Annotated in this window: 15 protein-coding genes; 11 read left to right on the forward strand and 4 right to left on the reverse strand. The window is 75.0% G+C overall.

The genetic code is table 11. The features are described from left to right. Positions 1 to 3 precede the first annotated feature (3 nt). The 5 genes from ACZ4A5_RS21520 (at position 4) to ACZ4A5_RS21540 (ending at position 3,950) form a co-directional block, all read left to right on the forward strand. The gene (locus tag ACZ4A5_RS21520) at positions 4 to 636 is read left to right on the forward strand and encodes an isochorismatase family protein (protein ID WP_467586277.1); all 633 of its coding nucleotides are present in this window, start codon (positions 4 to 6) and stop codon (positions 634 to 636) included. A 5-nt stretch (positions 637 to 641) separates the two neighbouring features. Next, entirely contained in the window at positions 642 to 848 is a 207-nt protein-coding gene (locus ACZ4A5_RS21525) for a phosphopantetheine-binding protein (protein WP_467586280.1), read from the forward strand. Then, positions 845 to 2,455: a condensation domain-containing protein gene (locus tag ACZ4A5_RS21530; protein WP_467586283.1), complete on the forward strand. Its 1,611-nt coding sequence runs from the start codon at positions 845 to 847 to the stop codon at positions 2,453 to 2,455. The genes ACZ4A5_RS21525 and ACZ4A5_RS21530 overlap by 4 nt, the downstream gene beginning before the upstream one ends. Before the next feature lie 294 nt (positions 2,456 to 2,749). Continuing rightward, positions 2,750 to 3,436: a 4'-phosphopantetheinyl transferase family protein gene (locus ACZ4A5_RS21535; protein ID WP_467586286.1), complete on the forward strand. Its 687-nt coding sequence runs from the start codon at positions 2,750 to 2,752 to the stop codon at positions 3,434 to 3,436. Positions 3,437 to 3,497: 61 nt separating this feature from the next. After that, positions 3,498 to 3,950 carry a hypothetical protein gene (locus tag ACZ4A5_RS21540; protein ID WP_467586289.1) on the forward strand — a complete coding sequence of 151 codons (453 nt, stop codon included), beginning with the start codon at positions 3,498 to 3,500 and terminating at the stop codon, positions 3,948 to 3,950. Here ACZ4A5_RS21540 and ACZ4A5_RS21545 read toward each other — a convergent pair. After that, positions 3,947 to 4,555, reverse strand: coding sequence for a TetR family transcriptional regulator (locus tag ACZ4A5_RS21545; protein ID WP_467586292.1), 609 nt, complete (start codon positions 4,553 to 4,555; stop codon positions 3,947 to 3,949). The two genes, ACZ4A5_RS21540 and ACZ4A5_RS21545, sit on opposite strands and share 4 nt — an antisense overlap. Before the next feature lie 144 nt (positions 4,556 to 4,699). Between ACZ4A5_RS21545 and ACZ4A5_RS21550 the strand changes: the two genes are divergently transcribed. Next, on the forward strand, positions 4,700 to 6,361 hold the full coding sequence (locus tag ACZ4A5_RS21550; protein WP_467586295.1) for an FAD-binding oxidoreductase: 1,662 nt from the start codon (positions 4,700 to 4,702) through the stop codon (positions 6,359 to 6,361). Between the two features lie 28 nt (positions 6,362 to 6,389). Here the strand turns inward: ACZ4A5_RS21550 and ACZ4A5_RS21555 are convergent, their stop codons facing one another. Genes ACZ4A5_RS21555 through ACZ4A5_RS21565 form a run of 3 tightly spaced genes read right to left on the reverse strand, consistent with a single transcriptional unit; the run spans position 6,390 to position 9,161 of the window. After that, a complete protein-coding gene (locus ACZ4A5_RS21555; protein WP_467586298.1) occupies positions 6,390 to 6,773 on the reverse strand; it encodes a VOC family protein in 384 nt (127 codons plus the stop codon). 10 nt (positions 6,774 to 6,783) lie between these two features. Continuing rightward, entirely contained in the window at positions 6,784 to 7,422 is a 639-nt protein-coding gene (locus ACZ4A5_RS21560; protein WP_467586301.1) for a DUF4232 domain-containing protein, read from the reverse strand. Beyond that, complete coding sequence (locus ACZ4A5_RS21565; RefSeq protein ID WP_467586304.1) at positions 7,419 to 9,161, reverse strand: SulP family inorganic anion transporter; 1,743 nt, start codon at positions 9,159 to 9,161, stop codon at positions 7,419 to 7,421. Before ACZ4A5_RS21565 ends, ACZ4A5_RS21560 begins: the two co-directional genes overlap by 4 nt. 405 nt (positions 9,162 to 9,566) lie before the next feature. Here ACZ4A5_RS21565 and ACZ4A5_RS21570 point away from each other — a divergent pair, with 405 nt between their 5' ends. From ACZ4A5_RS21570 to ACZ4A5_RS21590, 5 genes are all read left to right on the forward strand, one after another. Continuing rightward, entirely contained in the window at positions 9,567 to 11,033 is a 1,467-nt protein-coding gene (locus tag ACZ4A5_RS21570) for an MFS transporter (protein WP_467586307.1), read from the forward strand. A 9-nt stretch (positions 11,034 to 11,042) separates the two neighbouring features. Then, positions 11,043 to 11,540, forward strand: coding sequence for a MarR family winged helix-turn-helix transcriptional regulator (locus ACZ4A5_RS21575; RefSeq protein ID WP_467586310.1), 498 nt, complete (start codon positions 11,043 to 11,045; stop codon positions 11,538 to 11,540). Positions 11,541 to 11,632: 92 nt separating this feature from the next. Then, positions 11,633 to 13,033, forward strand: a complete 1,401-nt coding sequence (locus tag ACZ4A5_RS21580; protein ID WP_467586313.1) for a CoA transferase — start codon at positions 11,633 to 11,635, stop codon at positions 13,031 to 13,033. A 107-nt stretch (positions 13,034 to 13,140) separates the two neighbouring features. Further along, entirely contained in the window at positions 13,141 to 13,722 is a 582-nt protein-coding gene (locus tag ACZ4A5_RS21585) for a GNAT family N-acetyltransferase (protein WP_467586316.1), read from the forward strand. Positions 13,723 to 13,737: 15 nt separating this feature from the next. Continuing rightward, positions 13,738 to 15,765 carry a DUF5107 domain-containing protein gene (locus tag ACZ4A5_RS21590; protein WP_467586319.1) on the forward strand — a complete coding sequence of 676 codons (2,028 nt, stop codon included), beginning with the start codon at positions 13,738 to 13,740 and terminating at the stop codon, positions 15,763 to 15,765. Positions 15,766 to 16,033 lie beyond the last annotated feature (268 nt).

The raw sequence follows: 16,033 nt of genomic DNA on the forward strand, positions 1-16,033 counted from the left end.
TTCATGGCACTGCCCGCCATCGCCCCTTACCCCATGCCGTCCGCCGACGCGCTGCCCGCGAACAAGGCCGGCTGGACCGTGGACCCCGACCGCGCGATCCTGCTCGTGCACGACCTGCAGAACTACTTCCTCGGCGCCTTCACCGAGGGCGCCTCGCCCGTCACCGAGCTCCTCGCCAACATCGCCACCCTGAAGCGGGAGTGCGCCCGGCTCGGCGTGCCCGTCGTCTACTCCGCCCAGCCCGGCGGCCAGACACCCGCCGAGCGCGGTCTCCAGCAGGACTTCTGGGGGCCGGGCCTGCCGGACGACGAGCGGGCGAGGGCGATCCCCGCCGTGGTCGCGCCCACCGGGGGCGACACCGTCCTGACGAAGTGGAAGTACAGCGCCTTCGTCCGCTCCGACCTCGCCGAGCGGATGGCCGCGCGGGGCCGCGACCAGCTGGTCGTCGTCGGCGTCTACGCGCACATCGGTGTGCTGATGACGGCCGCCGACGCCTGGATGCGCGACATCGAGCCCTTCGTCGTCGCCGACGCCGTCGCCGATTTCTCCGCCGAGGACCACGCCATGGCGCTGCGCTGGGCGGCCGCCAAGTGCGCCGTCGTCACCACCACCGACCGGCTCTTCGAAGGAGCGTGACCCCCATGGCACTCACCCCCGGCCAGAACCGGGCCGGCGCCGCCGGCCTCCCCGACGACGGGAACCTCGTCGACCACGGACTCGACTCCGCCCGCGCCATGAGCCTCACCGAGCAGCGACGCCAGGCGCACGGCACCGGGGCCACCTTCGGCGCACCGGCCGAGAAGCCGGCGATCGGGCACCGGACGCCCCTGCTGGGGGTCCGGGGATGAACCTCCACACTCTGGACCGGGTGCCGCACGCCGACGCGCGGCGCGAGCCACCGTCGGCGGACCGGCCGCAGTCCCTGCCGCTGACGGCGGCACAGGCGGCCCTCTGGTCCGCCGGGCCCACGGACACGGCGGGTCACCTGGCCGCGAACACCGCGGGCTACCTGGAGATCCACGGCCCGCTGGACCCGGCCCTGTTCGCACGGGCCCTGCACCACACGGTGTCCGAGGCGGAGCCGCTGCGCGTCCGCGTGCTGCGCACGGCGGACGGCCTCCGCCAGGTGGTGCTCCCGCTGGAACCGCTGGGTGCCGGCGCGCTGGCCGGGGCCTCCGCCGAGCGGGGAGGCCGCCCGCTCCCGGCTTCCGGTACGACGACCGGCGCGCCGAAGGCGTCCGGCCGCACCGTCGCCGCCCTCGGCCCGGCGGCCGGGGCCGCCCGGCCGGCTCGCGCCGCCTCCGGCCCGCGAGGCGCGGGCCACGCCTGTCTGCGCCTCCCCTTCCACATCGCCGATCTCCGCGACCGGCGCGACCCCGACGCCGGTGCGCGGGCGTGGATGCTCGGTGATCTCGAAGAGCCTCTCGACCTCGGCGGCGGGCCACTGTTCCGGCACGCGCTGCTGCGGGTCGGGGAGCGGCGGTGGCTGTGGTACCAGCGCGCGCACCACGCCGTACTCGACGGCTACGGCCACCTGCTCGTCGCCCGCCGCCTCGCCGACGTCTACTCCGCCCTCGCCACCGGCGCCGAGCCCGGCCCCACCCCCTTGGGGCTGCTGGCCGCGCTGGTGGCGGAGGACGCCGCGTACCGCGCCTCCGGGCTGCGCGACCGCGACCGCGCCCACTGGCTCCGGGAGTTCGCCGACCGGCCGGCGGCCCCGACGCTCGCCGGACGCACGGCCCCGCCGTCGCCCGCCCCGCTGCGCCGCACCGGCCACCTCGCGCCCGGTGCCGCCGACCGGCTCCGCCGGCTCGCCGCCTCCGTGCGCGCCACGTGGAAGGACGCCGCCTTCGCCGCCCAGGCGCTCCATCTCGCGCGCGCCACCCGCAGCGAGACCGTCGTGCTGGGCCTGCCGGTGATGGGCCGTACGGGCTCCGCCGCCCTGCGCGTCCCCGGCACGGCCGTGAACGTGCTCCCGCTGCGGCTGACAGTCGCCCCCGACACCACGTTCGCCGAGCTCACGCACCAGGTCGTCACCGGCATCCGCGCCGCACGCCGCCACCAGCGCCTGCGCCACGAGGACATCCGCCGCGACCTCGGTCTGACCGGGCGGGCCCTCGCCGGGCCGCGCGTCAACATCGTGCCCCTGAGCGACGGTCCGGTCTTCGCCGGGGCCCGCTCCGAACCGCACACCCTCGCCTCCGGGCCTGTGGACGACCTCACCGTCCACCTCCACGAGCGCGCCGACGGCACCAGCCTGCGCATCGACTTCGAGGCCAACCCGGCCCTCTACGACCGGTACGGGCTCGCCGCCCACCACACCCGCTTCCTCGACCTGCTCACCCGCCTCGCCGACAGCGACCCGCACCGCCCGCTCGCGGACCTCGAACCGGCCCTGGCCGGCGAACTCGACCGGATCCGAGCGGAGTTCGGGGGAGGCTGTGGGGAAGCCTGAGGACGCTGAGTTCGAGGACGCTTTGCCGGGCTTCGTCCCGGGGGATCCCCAAGGGGCCCTCGCCGCAGGCGGTGACGAAGCCGAGGTGTGGGGGACGGAGCCTCGCATCCGGGGCGTGCGACGGTGCGGGGGCCTGGGGGCTCGCGCCGCATCAGATACCGCCGGGAAGGCGCGGGAAGGGGGAAAGCGCCGCGAGCGCCACCGACCCGCACCCGGAGCACGCACACACCCCGAGACCGCAGATGCCGCCCGCCCCGCTGAGGAAAAATCAGGACCGCCCGGACAAGGAGCCCCATGACCGTCACCCCGAGAATCCTCGGCCAGGATCCCGACCCCACCCCCTGGACCCCCGGCAGCCCGCCCGGAACATGGCTGTTGCGGATCACCGACCAGCCGCCGCCCCCCTGCACCCACATCCTCGACCCCCAAGAGCAGGCCCGCGCCGCCGCCTTCGCCAGGGAGCACCTGCGCACCCGCTATGTCGCCAGCCATCTCGCCCTGCGCCGGCTGCTCGGCGCGTACCTCGGCGCGGATCCCGCCGCCGTCGAGCTGACGCGCGAGCCGTGTCCCGGCTGCGGAGGCCCGCACGGCCGCCCCGCCGTGCGGGGCGCGCCCTTCCACTTCAATCTGTCGCACGCCGGTGACCTGGCCTTCATCGCCTTCGCGGACACTCCGGTCGGGGCGGACGTGGAGCAGGTGCACACGGCCGAGTTCGCGGCCGAGGTGGCGCGGATGCTCCACCCCGACGAGCGCGCCGAGCTCGCGGCGCTGACGGCGGCCGAACTCCCGACGGCGTTCGCGCGCTGCTGGACGCGCAAGGAGGCGTACCTCAAGGGGCTGGGCACGGGCCTCTCCGAGAGCCCGGCCAAGACCTACGTCGGCACGGCCCCGGCCCCGTCGCCGCCACCGGGCTGGACCCTGACGGACCTCGCGGTCGACCCCGGTTACGCGGCGGCGATCGCGGTGGCGGCGCCCGGCTGAGCAGGCCGGGTGAAGTCCACTGCGGCTCGGCGGTGCCCCGAGGGGGGCGGGAGGCGTCGATGTGCGGCTCCGGCCACTGCGGGTGCTGGGAGCGGTGGAACCGGAGCGGCTGTCCCCGCTCCTGACGGATCCGTCGGCGGCCGTGGTGCGCGAGGCGTCCGTCGCCCTCGTGCCCGATGCCACGCGGCTGTCCGAGCTCCTGCTGTGGGAGCACCTGGCGCCCGGCCGGCCCCGGCACGTACGGACCGCCGCCTACCGCCTGCTGTCCGCGCACCGCGGCACGGTCCGGCTGCGCTGCCATCTGACGCTGCTGGACGACGAGGACCCGCGCCTGCGGGCCCAGGCCCGCGCCGCCGCGCGGCGCTGGGCCCCCGCGCACGGCACCTCGGGAGCCGTGGCCCCCTCCCTGTCCGAGCGCGCGCACCTCGACGCGCTCATCGACCGGTCCGCGCCCCTCCTGGACGGCGCGACCACGGCGCGGCTGCGCTGGTACCTGAAGAGCGGGAGCCGCTAGGGCGCCCGGCGCGTCGCCACGTCGAAGAGCGTCGTCACCTCGTGCGCGTAGACCGCGAGGTCCAGCTCCGGCTGGGTCTCGAGCAGGATCGGGAGGCTGTCGAGCGTGCACTGGGCCAGGGAGGCCATCACCTGGGGGTCGAAGGCGCGGAACTCGCCGCGGGTCTGGCCGTCGCGGAGGATCGCCTCGATGGGGACCAGCGCGCGGGCGCGTCCGGCCGCCGCGAAGGGGAAGCCGCCGTTGGTGAAGATCGCCATGAGGGCGCTCATCTGGACGCGGTGCGTGTCGGTGAACTCGACATGGGCCCGCAGGAGGGCGAGGAGTCTGCCCCGGGCCGTCGTCTGCCGCCGCACCCGCGCCGCGACCAGCTGCCCGAGCCGGGCGATGACGTCCGCGACCAGCTCCTCGATCAACTGCTGCTTGTTCTTGAAGTGGTGATGGACCGCCAGGGTGCCGGACGCCTCGGCCCGCTCGGCGATCCGCGCGAAGGAGGCTCCCAGGAGCCCGTAGTCGGCGATGGTCTCGGCGGCCGCCTGGACGATCAGCGCCCGCTGTGCGGTGGAGTCGGTCGTCGCCGCCGCCTCGTCCACCTCGGTATGCCTCATAGGCAAAGCCTTCCAGGCGCGGGGGAGCAGGGCAATGCCTTCCGCTTCCGCTGCCGGCCCGCCCGTGCGGGACCGGACACCCCGGTCCGGTTCATGATCAAATCTGGGGCGAAGCCCGTACCCGCAGTCCCAGGGGGACCGATCATGAGCAACACCGGTCGTACGGCGTCCATCGGGCGCCGCAGTCTGCTGACCGGAGGTGTCGCCGCCGGCGGTGCCGCCCTCGCCGCGGCCGTGCCCACGCGCGCGCAGGCCGCCCCGCCGCCCGGGATACCCGCGCCCGCGGCGGTGACGGTCACGCCCGGGGACCCCCGCTACGCCGACCTCGTCCGCGGCATCAACCAGCGGTGGGTCGGCGCGCCCGAGTACGTCCGCCTGGTCACCTCCACGGAACAGGTCGTGAGCGCCGTCCAGGAAGCCGTGTCGGCCGGGAAGCGGATCGCCGTCCGCAGCGGTGGGCACTGCTACGAGGACTTCGTCTTCAACAAGGACGTGCGGGCCGTCATCGACATGTCCGCGATGACGGAGGTCTACTTCGACCCCGCCCGCCGGGCGTTCGCGGTGGAGGCGGGGGCGTCGAACCTCGCGGTGTACGAGACGCTGTACAAGATGTGGGGCGTGGGGCTGCCCGCGGGCTCGTGCTATTCCGTCAGCGCCGGCGGGCACATATCCGGCGGCGGCTACGGCCTGCTCTCGCGGCAGCACGGGCTCACCGTCGACCACCTCTACGGCGTCGAGGTCGTCGTGGTCGACGAGAAGGGGACCGCGCGGGCGGTCGTCGCGACCCGGGAGCCGGACGACCCCAACCGGGAGCTGTGGTGGGCCCACACCGGCGGCGGGGGCGGCAATTTCGGTGTGATCACGCGGTACTGGCTCCGCTCGCCGGAGGCCACCGGCAGCGATCCGTCCACCCTGCTGCCCAGGCCGCCGTCCGAGGTCTTCGTCCACGCCACGGCCCTGAAGTGGGACGATCTCGACGAGGCGGCCTTCACCAGGCTGCTGCGGAACTGGGGCACGTGGCACGAGCGCAACAGCGCCCCCGACTCGCCGTGCAACGCCGTCTTCGGCCTGCTGAAGCTGACGCACCGTTCGGCCGGGCAGGTCGGCCTGGTCACGCAGGTGGACGCCACCGTGCCGGGCGCGCGCCGCATGCTCGACGACTACCTGACGGCTATTCATGACGGCGTGGGCAGCGCGCGCCGGGCGATGACCCGGCGCATGGGCGAGCACGCGCCGATGCCGGAGTTCTCCGCGCCCAGGCGGCTGCCGTGGTTCCTGGCCACCGACTCGCTCAGCGGCGCCAACCCGACGCTGCGCGGCAAGTACAAGTCCGCGTACATGCGCAAGGGCTTCACCGACGCCCAGATCAAGGCCCTCCACCGGCACCTGTCCCGTACGGACTACACCAACCCCGACGCCCTGGTGCAGGTCGACTCCTACGGCGGCCGCATCAACGCCGTCGCCCCCGCCGACACGGCGGTGGCCCAGCGCGACTCGGTGCTCAAGCTCCAGTACCAGACGTACTGGACCGACCCCGCCGAGGACGCCCGCCACCTGGCGTGGATCCGCGAGCTGTACCGCGACGTCTACGCCGGGACCGGCGGTGTGCCCGTCCCCGACGACGTCAACGACGGCTGCTACGTCAACTACCCCGACACCGACCTGGGCGACCCGGCCTGGAACACCTCATCGACGTCGTGGGCGCGCCTGTACTACAAGGACAACTACCCGCGCCTGCAGCGCGTCAAGGCGGCCTGGGACCCGAAGAACGTCTTCCGGCACACCCAGTCCGTACGCCTGCCGTAGCGGCGGCCGGTGGCGTGGCCGGGTCCGCTCAGCTTCCGAGGAGGTCCCAGCGGTTGCCGTACAGGTCCTGGAAGACGGCCACCGTGCCGTACGGCTCCTGGCGGGGCGCCTCCTCGAAGGTGACACCGGCCGCGCGCATCCGGTCGTGGTCCCGCGCGAAGTCGTCGGTGTGGAGGAACAGGCTCACGCGCCCGCCCGTCTGGTCGCCGATCCGCGCCTCCTGTTCCGGGGTGACGGCCCGGGCGAGGAGCACGGCGGTCTCCCTCGCGCCGGGCGGGGCCACGACCACCCACCGTTTGTGCTCGTCGAGGCGTGTGTCCTCGAGGAGTTCGAAGCCGACGGAGTTGACGTAGAAGTCGATGGCCTCGTCGTAGTCACGCACGACGAGGGTCACGAGCCCGAGACGGTTCATCCGCCCATCATCACTGCCGCACCGTCCCGCCCCGCCGGGAGGGGGCGGCCCAGGCGCTCAGGCCCAGCTTTCCCGTCGTGCCGAGGTCGATCGTCTCGGGGAGGTTCTGCCGGGCGGCGCCGGGTGCGGGGGCGAGGGAGAGGTACGCGCCGGTGACGGGGGCCTCGGTCAGGCTGTCCACCGTGTTCCGCCATGCCAGTCGGGCCACCGCCGTTTGCCCCGGCGGCACGGTCACCGCCACGGGACCGGCGTCGAAGTCGTCCTGGCCGAGGACGGACGCCGCGCCGCGTTCGAGTTCCACCTCCACCGGCTTCCGGTCGCCGTCGAGGACCTGGATGTCCGGATAGCCCTTGACGACCTTCTCTTCCTTGCCGCAGTTGGCCAGCTCGACCGTCAGCACCCGCAGCCCCATCGCCGCGTTGGTGTCACCGGCCCGTGCGAGCAGCCCCGAGGCGGGGCAGTCGAGCACGTCGGGCGCGCCGGACATCGCGTCGGGGGACGGCTGCTGGCCGGGGCGGCGGTGCTGTTCCGGCTCCTCCAGCTGCGACACCGGGGCGCACGCGGTGAGGAGGCCCGCCGCGAGGAGCCCGGTGAGCCGGACGAGGGGCTTGCGGGATACGCGTGTCGCTTCGTGTGTCGCCGGTTTCATCCGGACATCGTGTCATCCGTCTCCAGCCAGGAGCCCGTCGGTGTCGGCCCGGGGAGGGCGCGGGGGTTGAGCAGGGCGCGCTGCGCGTAGCGGAAGGCGTCGGCCGGCGCGGGAAAGGCGTGGTGTTCGTGCGAGCGCAGCCTGCGCAGGACGCCCAGCGCGTCGAGGTGGGGGCGGTGGTTCGGGCGGATGCCGCTGAGGAGGATGTGGGCGCGGCGCCGGTGGTGGTTGTCGATGGCTTCCCCGAGGGCGAGCACACCGGTGGCGTCGATGAGGGTGACGCGGGCCATGTGCAGGATGGTCACGTCGGCCTGGGACCGGCTGATGGGCTTCAGCAGGCGTTCGGCGGTCGTGAAGAGGAGCGGCCCGTCGATGCGGTAGACGGCGACGGATGTGTCGTCGGGCGCGGACGGCGGCGCCTCGCCCTCCCGGTCCTGCCGGGGGAGCATGCGGTGCACCGCGGCGGACCTGGTGACCGCGTGCAGCGCGAGGACCGCGGTGATCACGGCGCCGACGGTGATGCCGGTGACGAGGTCGAAGAGCACGGTGGTCGTCGCGGTGACGGCGGCCACCGCCAACTGCCCGTGGCCGGAGCCGCGCAGGGCCCGCAGCGCCGTGAGGTCGACCATGCGCACGGCGGTGGCGATGAGGACACCGGCGATCGCGGCCAGGGGGACGGCGGACACCAGTGGACCCGCGGTGAGGGCGACGAGCGCGATGGCCGCCGCGTTGACGAGGGCGGCCAGCCGGGAGACGGCGCCGGCACGGATGTTGATGCCGGTGCGGCAGACGGTGCCCGTCGCGGCCATCCCGCCGAACACCGGCGTGATCACGTTCGCGGCCGCCAGGCCGAGGAGCACGCGGTCGCCGTCATGGCGCTCGGCGTCGGTGAGCGAGTCCGCGGCGGCCGCCGTCATCAGGGATTCGAGCGCGGCCAGCGCCACGACGGTGCACACCGAGGGCAGCAACTGTGGGACGAGCGCGGGTGAGACGAAGTCGAGGGAGGGGGCCGGGAGCCCCGGGGGCAGCGGCCCGATGGTGGCCAGCGGCAGGTGCAGGAAGTGGGAGAGGACGGTCGCGAGGCCCACGGCCAGCAGCGGGACGGGCAGGGCGGGACGCAGCCGGCCACCCGCCAGGCACAGGGCGAGCACGCCGATCGTCATCGCCGCCGCGGCCCCGTGCCGGTCGGGCGCGAGGTCGCCGAGGGCCCGCACCGCGGGTACGACGACCCCCTCGCCCTCCCCGCCCCGGCTGCCGGTCGCGGCGGGAAGCTGCTGACAGACGAGCACGCCGGCGCTGCCGGTGACGAAGCCCGTGACGACGGGCGCGGGCACCAGACGCACGTAACGGCTGAGCCCGAGGCGGGCGGCGGCCAGGAGCACGAGCCCGGCCAGCAGGCCCGTCGTCAGCACTCCCGGGGCGCCGTGGGCCCGCGCGACCGGCAGCAGGGCCACGGCCAGCAGCCCGGTCGGCCCGGTGATCTGGAGTCTCGATCCGCCGAGCAGCGCCGCCAGCCCCCCGGCCACCACGGCGCTGACCAACCCGGCCCGCGCGCCCAGCCCGGAGGCGACGCCGAGGCCGAGGGAGAGGGGCAGCGCGGCCACGGCCACGGTCAGCCCCGCCACGGCGTCCTCGCGCGGTGACGTACGCATTCCGGCGAGGTCGTCGTGCGGCGGCAGAAGTCCGCGGATCCGGGCCCTCGCACGCGACAGATACCGAATGGTCTGCGTGTGCGGCATGACGTCTCCTGTGTTTATCATCTGGAATTTTTCTCGCGCTGCCATAATCTGCGGCCAGTGGGTCGGGCGAGGTGGGTCGTCGGGTATCACAGCAGGTGAATCGGCTGCCGGGGCGGGTTTTTGCTTTCTGATCGCTTGGTGTCGTCCGTTGCACGCTGGCATTTCCGGCAGTGTCGCCGCAAGAGGGAAACCGCGTTCGGGCAACTCCCTGGAAGGTGCATCGGAAAGGGAATGCCGGTGAATTCCCGGCGACCGCTTCCGGGGATTTCCCGCAGGCGCGCGCGATGTCGGCGCGCCGCCCCGCGCGCGACCCGCGCCCTCACGCACCCCCATGCGTCGGTAGCCGAATAGTTCGGTGACCGATGTAATCTGGAGGGAGGCAGACGAGGCGAGGAGGCGGCGCGCATGACCGACGACGTGCTGCGCCCGCGCGGCCACGGCCGCCGCCTGCCCGGCATCCTGACGCGCGAGCGCGCGCGGCCGGAGCGGATACGCACGAGCCCCGGCGCCTGGCGGCCCGCCGTCGCGACCGTGTGCCTCGGCGCCTTCATGGGCCAGCTCGACGCCAGCATCGTCACCCTCGCCTACGGCAGCCTCCGCGCGGAGTTCCACGCGTCGCTGGCCGCCGTCACCTGGGTGTCTCTCGCCTACCTCCTCACGCTCGTCGCCCTCCTGCTGCCCGCGGGCAGGCTCTCCGACGCCCACGGCCGCAAGCTGCTCTACCTCCACGGCTTCGTCGTCTTCACCGCCGGCTCCGCGGCCTGCGCGCTGGCGCCGGACCTCACCGCGCTGACCGCCCTGCGCGTCGTGCAGGCGGCGGGCGCGGCGATGATGCAGGCCAACAGCGTCGCCCTGGTGAGGACCTGCGCGCCCCCGGGCCGGCTGCGCCTCGCCCTGGGCGTGCAGGCCGCGGCCCAGGCGCTCGGACTCGCGCTGGGGCCCCTGATGGGCGGCGTGCTGGTCTCCACCCTCGGCTGGCGGTGGATCTTCGCCCTCAACGTCCCCGTCGGACTGGCCGCCCTGCTCGCCGGTCACTGTCTGCTGCCGCGCACCCGTACCCGCCACCGCTCCCGCGGCTTCGACTGGCCGGGGCTCGCGCTCCTGGCCCTCGCCACGACCGGCCTCCTGCTGGCCCTCTCGCTCCTGCCCCGCCCGGCCGCGCCCGTCCGGTGGACCGTCGCGCTGTTCGTCCTCGCGGCGGGCGCGACCGGCGGCTTCGCCGTCCGCCAGCGCCGGGCCGCGTGCCCCCTGCTCAGCCCCGGCCTGCTGCGCGTGCGGGCCGTACCGCTCGGGCTGACCGGGGCCCTGTGCGCCTACCTGGTGCTCTTCGGGCCCCTCGTGCTCGTGCCCCTCGCGCTCACCGCGCGCGGGTATTCCGACCTGAGCGCGGGACTGGTGCTCAGCTCGCTCCCGGCGGGCTTCGCGCTCGCCGCGGCCACCGCCGACAGGCTCCTGCCGTACACCTGGGGCGAGCGGGCCCGCTGCACACTGGGCGCCGCCCTGGCCACGGGCGCGCTCGCCCTCATGCTCGTCCTGCCCTGGGACGCCACCGCACTGGCACCGCTCCTGGCCCTCCTCGGCCTGGGGCTCGGCGTCCACGTCCCGGCCAACAACACCCTCGTCATGGCCGCGATACCCGCGCGCTCCTCCGGCACCGGCGGCGGACTGGTCAACATGGCCCGCGGCCTGGGCACCGCACTCGGCGTCGCCCTCGTCTCCCTCGCCCTCCAGCTCCCCGGCGGCGCGCACGGGCCGGACGGTCCGCGGCGCGCCGTCCTCACCCTCCTCCTGGTGTCCGCGGTCACGCTCGCCGTCGCACGGCGGCAGGCGGGACAGGCGCCGGGGCGGCGGGCCGGGTCACCGCCCGATTAAGGTGAGTTCATGTCCCCGCAGTCCAGGAACCGGCCCCCGGCGGCCGGGCCCACCGCCGTGAGCGCACCCGACGCCCGGCTCCTGACCGAGGCCGTCACCCGGCTCCGCCGGGCCCTGCGCGCCTCGATCCGCACCGACTACCCCTGGGAGACCCTGCCCATGGCCCAGGTCGAGCTGCTCCAGGTCCTGGCCGAGCACTCACCCGTCAGGGTCGGCGACCTCGCGGCGCGGCAGCGCCTGGCCGTCAGCACCGTCAGCGGCCTGATCGGCCAGATGATCACCGCCGGACTGGTGGCCCGGGCCGTCGATCCCAAGGACCGCCGCGCCTCCGCGGTCACCCTCACCGACGCCGGACGCGGACAACTCGCCGCGTGGGAGCGGGCCCACGAACGCCGTCTCGGCGACGCCCTCGACTCCCTGGACGAGGACGACCGGGCCGCCGTCCGCACGGCCCTGCCCGCCCTGCTCCGCATCGCCGACCTCCTGGATCCCAACAGCCCCTCCTGATAGGGAAGCCGGCCGACAGCGGGACCCAGCTCGGCCGCAGGACAACGAAATTGGGGCTGGTGGCCCGGGCCACCCGGTGTCAGACTGCCGTAATGATCAAGCGATCGACGGACGCCACACGCCGGGCCTGGGCCCTGCTCGGCGGGGATCCGGCGCTCACCGCCGCCGTCGAGTACGGCGGACCCGACGCCCGGACCCTGCCGTCCGCCCTGCCCGTCGCGGAGTTCGCGCGGGCGACGGTCGCGGTGTGCGCGCTCGCCGCGGCCGAGTGGACGGCCGTACGGCGCGGCGGCGGCACCCTGCCGGGAGTCGTCGTGGACGACGGCGCCGTGGCCACCGCCTTCGTCAGCGAGCGCCACCTGAGGATCGACGGGCGCGCGGGTGGGACCTTCGCGCCGCTGTCCCGGTTCTGGCGCACCGCGGACGGCTGGGTGCGCACCCACGCCAACTACCCCCACCACCGCGCCCGGCTCCTCACCGCGCTCGGTGTCACCGACACCGGCGACGACGACGCGCTCGTCACCCGCGTCGCCGCCGTGCTCGCGGGGCGGCGGGCGGAGGAGGTGCAGGAGACGGCGTACGCGGCCGGCGCGCTCGCCGTCGCCGTGCGCACCCCCGCCGACTGGGCCCGGCACCCCCAGGGCGAGGCCATCGGCCGGCGTCCCTTGCTCTCCCTGGACCGGATCGCCGCGGGGCCCGTGCGCAGACCGGACCGCGGCCCGGCCGCGGCGGGCCTGCGCGTGCTCGACCTCACCCGCGTCATCGCCGGACCCGTCGCCACCCGGACGCTCGCGCTGCTCGGCGCGGACGTGCTGCGCGTCGACACACCGGGCCTGCCCGAGAGCCAGGACGCCCACAGCGACACGGGCTTCGGCAAGCGCTCCGCCCTGCTCGACCTCGCACGGCCCGCCGACCGGGCCACCTTCGAGGAACTGCTCGCGGCCGCGGACGTCGTCGTGACCGGCTACCGCCCCGGCGCCCTCGACCGCCACGGCCTGTCCGCCGAGGCGCTCGCCGAGCGCCGGCCGGGCCTGGTGATCGGGCAGTTGAGCGCGTGGGGGAGCTACGGCCCCTGGGGTGACCGGCGCGGGTTCGACAGCCTGGTCCAGGCGGCCTGCGGCATCGCGGCCACCGAGGCCGCGCCGGACGGCACACCGGGCGCGCTGCCCGCGCAGGCGCTGGACCACGGCACGGGATACCTGCTGGCGGCGGCCGTGCTGCGCGCGCTCACCGACCAGTGCGCGGGCGGCGGCACCCACCTCGCGCGGCTCGCCCTCGCGCAGACCGCCGCCTGGCTGACCGGTGGCGGAGTGGGCCCACGGGACGCGGGCGAGCCCGGCGGCACCTACGATCCGGGGGAGTGGCTGCGGGAAGCGGACGGCCCGTTGGGGCGCGTGCGGTACGCGGCCTCACCCGTGCGGTTCGACGGCGGACCGGCCGACTGGCCGCGCCCGCCCGGCCGCTGGGGAACGGACGCGCCGAAGTGGAACTGAGCGCTCCCGTGACGCCGCGGCAACCGGCCCGGGGCGCCCCGGAGCCGACGTGGCGGCACCCGCTTCCGGGCCGGTCCGATGTCCGTACCGGCCCTTACGATGACCCCGTGTCCGATCCCGATCACCACGGCCTCGATCAGCACCACGCCTCCTACCTCGCCCGCGGCCCGCGCGTCGCCCTGCGCCCCCTCACCCATGACGACGCGGCCGAGTTCACCGCCCTCGCCCGCGCCAGCGCGCGACTCCACCACCCCTGGCTGGCGATGCCCACGGCCTACGCCGCGTTCATGGCGTACGTCGACCGCATCGCCGAGCGGCAGTCCGTCTCCCTCCTGGTCTGCCTGCCCGCCTCCGGCGGGGCCATAGCGGGGTTCGTCAACATCAACAACATCGTGCGCGGCGGCTTCCAGAGCGGGGCGCTCGGCTACGGCGCCTTCGCGCCCAGCGCCGGGCGCGGCCACCTCAGCGAGGGCCTCGGGCTCGTACTCCGCCACGCCTTCGGCCCGTTGGGCCTGCACCGGCTGGAGGCGAACATCCAGCCCGGCAACACCGCCTCCCTGAAGCTGGTCCAGCGGCACGGATTCCGCCGGGAGGGGTTCTCGCCGGGGTTCCTCTTCATCGACGGGGCGTGGCGCGACCACGAGCGCTGGGCCATCACCGCCGAAATGACCCCGGACCACCAGGGCTGAGAGAACGAGGTTGCCGTGCCCACGACCATCAGACGAGCCGTGCTGTCGCTTCCCGTCGCCCCGCTGGGCCCGGAGAACCCGCTGCCCGCGCTGCTGTCCCCCCTCAAGCCCCACCACCTCGACGCCGCGCGGCGCGCGGAACTCCCCGCCGCCATGGCCCGGCAGGTGGGCTACGGCCCGCTCCGCTCCGTCCTGCCTGTCCGGCGGCGCGACGGCTACTCCCGCGAGCGCACCCCCGCCGACGTCGAGGCGATCGTCATCGAGAACGACCGGCTGCGCGCGACGGTCCTGCCCGGCCTCGGCGGCCGCGTCCACTCCCTGGAGCACAAGCCGACCGGCACCCAGCTGCTCTACCGCAACCCCGTCGTCCAGCCCGCCGAGTTCGCGCTGAACGGCGCGTGGTTCTCCGGCGGCATCGAGTGGAACATCGGCGCGACCGGCCACACCCCGCTCTCCATGTCCCCGCTGCACGCCGCCCGCGTCCCGGCCCCCGACGGCGGCGAGATGCTGCGCCTGTGGGAGTGGGAGCGGATGCGCGACCTGCCCTTCCAGGTCGACCTGTGGCTGCCCGACGACTCCGACTTCCTCTATGTGGGCGTCCGCATCCGCAACCCCCACGACCGGCCCGCCCCTGTCTACTGGTGGTCCAACATCGCCGTGCCGGAGAGCGCCACGAGCCGGGTCCTCGCCCCCGCGAGCGAAGCCTGGCGCTTCGGCTACGAGCGCAGCCTGCGCCGCGTCCCCGTGCCCGAATGGGAGGGCGCCGACCGCACCTACCCCCTCAACAGCGAGCACGCCGCCGACTTCTTCTACGACCTGCCGGACGGCGCGCGCCGCTGGATCACCTCCCTGGACGCCGACGGCCGGGGCCTGGTGCAGACCTCGACCGATCTGCTGCGCGGCCGCAAGCTCTTCGTCTGGGGCGCCGGCCCCGGCGGCCGCCGCTGGCAGCAGTGGCTCACCGAGCCCGGCACACCCGGCTACGCCGAGATCCAGGCCGGCCTCGCCCGCACCCAGCTGGAACACGTCCGGCTCGAAGCGGAGGGCGAGTTCGCCTGGCTGGAGGCGTACGGCCCGCTGGCCGCCGACCCGGCCACCGTGCACGGCACCGACTGGCGCGCCGCGTGCGGCGAGGTCGAGACCCGGCTGGAAGCCGCGCTGCCGCGCGCCGACGTCGAGCGGGCGTACGCCGCGTGGCGGCCCTACGCCGACCTCGACCCCAAGGACAGCCTGGCCACGGGCTCCGGCTGGGGCGCCCTGGAGGTCGAACGCGGCCGCTTCGAGCTGCCCGGCACGCCCTTCGCCCCCTCGACCCTCGGCGAGGAACAGGGACCCTGGCTGGAGCTGCTGCGCACCGGCTCGATGACCCTGCCGCGGCGGGCGCTGCCGCCGGGCCCGACGCTGGTGTCGCCCTACTGGCGCGACCAGTTGGAGACCGCCGAGACCGGCAACCCCCACTACGACCACTACCTCGCCTATCACCTCGGCGTCGCCCGGTGGCACGCCGGCGACCGCTCGCAGGCCGTCCGCAGCTGGGAGCAGATCGCGGACACCCACTGGCCCTCGATGCGCTGCCTCGCCGTCGCCGACGCGGAGGACGGCCACCCGGAGCGGGCCGCCGACCGCTTCCTGCGGGCCTTCACCGACGCCTGCGAGGCGGCGGGCGACGGCCCCTCCTGGACGGCCGCCGTCGCCGCGCTCGCGCGGGAGACGATCGAGGCCCTCCTCACCGTGCGCCGCCCCGCCGACGCCGCCCCGGTCCTGGCGGCCCTGCCCCCCGCCGTCCGCTCCCGCGGCCGCTTCCGGCTCCTGCGCGCCCGCGTCCTCCTCGCCCTCGGCGACGCGCAGGGCGCGCGCGAAATCTTCGACGAGGGTTTCGAGGTCTCCGACCTGCGGGAGGGGGACGAGACGCTGTCCGATACGTGGTACGCGATCGCCGAGCGCTTGCTTTCGGGCGAGGGGCCGGTGCCGGAGGAGGTACGGCGGCGGGTCCGGGCGGAGGGTGTGCCGCGGGGGTACGAATTCCGGATGCGGCCGGAGTAGTGGCGGGGGCGGCTGGCGGGTGCGGCTTGTTGGCGCCTGCGGCGGGCTTTTTCCCCAGCCCCGCCCCTTCCCGAACCTGGGCTACGCGCCCCGGGCCCCCGCAACACGGCTTCGCCGCGTTGTCCTCAATCGCCGGACGGGCTGATTTGGCTGATGTGGGTGCGCAATCCAGCCCGTCCGGCGATTGAGGACGCTCCCCCAGACGTCGTCCGGGGGGACCCCCAAGGGCGCTCCCGCCGCAGGCGGCAACGAAACCCGCAGCCGGGAG

It is taken from the genome of Streptomyces sp. NPDC025618 (assembly GCF_055558795.1).

Excerpts from the sequence above, each read along its gene's own strand:
- ACZ4A5_RS21565 (WP_467586304.1), bottom strand. The coding sequence starts at position 9,161 with ATGCCGCACACGCAGACCATTCGGTATCTGTCGCGTGCGAGGGCCCGG.
- ACZ4A5_RS21525 (WP_467586280.1), top strand. The coding sequence starts at position 642 with ATGGCACTCACCCCCGGCCAGAACCGGGCCGGCGCCGCCGGCCTCCCC.
- ACZ4A5_RS21560 (WP_467586301.1), bottom strand. The coding sequence starts at position 7,422 with ATGAAACCGGCGACACACGAAGCGACACGCGTATCCCGCAAGCCCCTC.
- ACZ4A5_RS21545 (WP_467586292.1), bottom strand. The coding sequence starts at position 4,555 with ATGAGGCATACCGAGGTGGACGAGGCGGCGGCGACGACCGACTCCACC.
- ACZ4A5_RS21570 (WP_467586307.1), top strand. The coding sequence starts at position 9,567 with ATGACCGACGACGTGCTGCGCCCGCGCGGCCACGGCCGCCGCCTGCCC.
- ACZ4A5_RS21555 (WP_467586298.1), bottom strand. The coding sequence starts at position 6,773 with ATGAACCGTCTCGGGCTCGTGACCCTCGTCGTGCGTGACTACGACGAG.
- ACZ4A5_RS21550 (WP_467586295.1), top strand. The coding sequence starts at position 4,700 with ATGAGCAACACCGGTCGTACGGCGTCCATCGGGCGCCGCAGTCTGCTG.
- ACZ4A5_RS21520 (WP_467586277.1), top strand. The coding sequence starts at position 4 with ATGGCACTGCCCGCCATCGCCCCTTACCCCATGCCGTCCGCCGACGCG.
- ACZ4A5_RS21575 (WP_467586310.1), top strand. The coding sequence starts at position 11,043 with ATGTCCCCGCAGTCCAGGAACCGGCCCCCGGCGGCCGGGCCCACCGCC.
- ACZ4A5_RS21530 (WP_467586283.1), top strand. The coding sequence starts at position 845 with ATGAACCTCCACACTCTGGACCGGGTGCCGCACGCCGACGCGCGGCGC.
- ACZ4A5_RS21580 (WP_467586313.1), top strand. The coding sequence starts at position 11,633 with ATGATCAAGCGATCGACGGACGCCACACGCCGGGCCTGGGCCCTGCTC.
- ACZ4A5_RS21535 (WP_467586286.1), top strand. The coding sequence starts at position 2,750 with ATGACCGTCACCCCGAGAATCCTCGGCCAGGATCCCGACCCCACCCCC.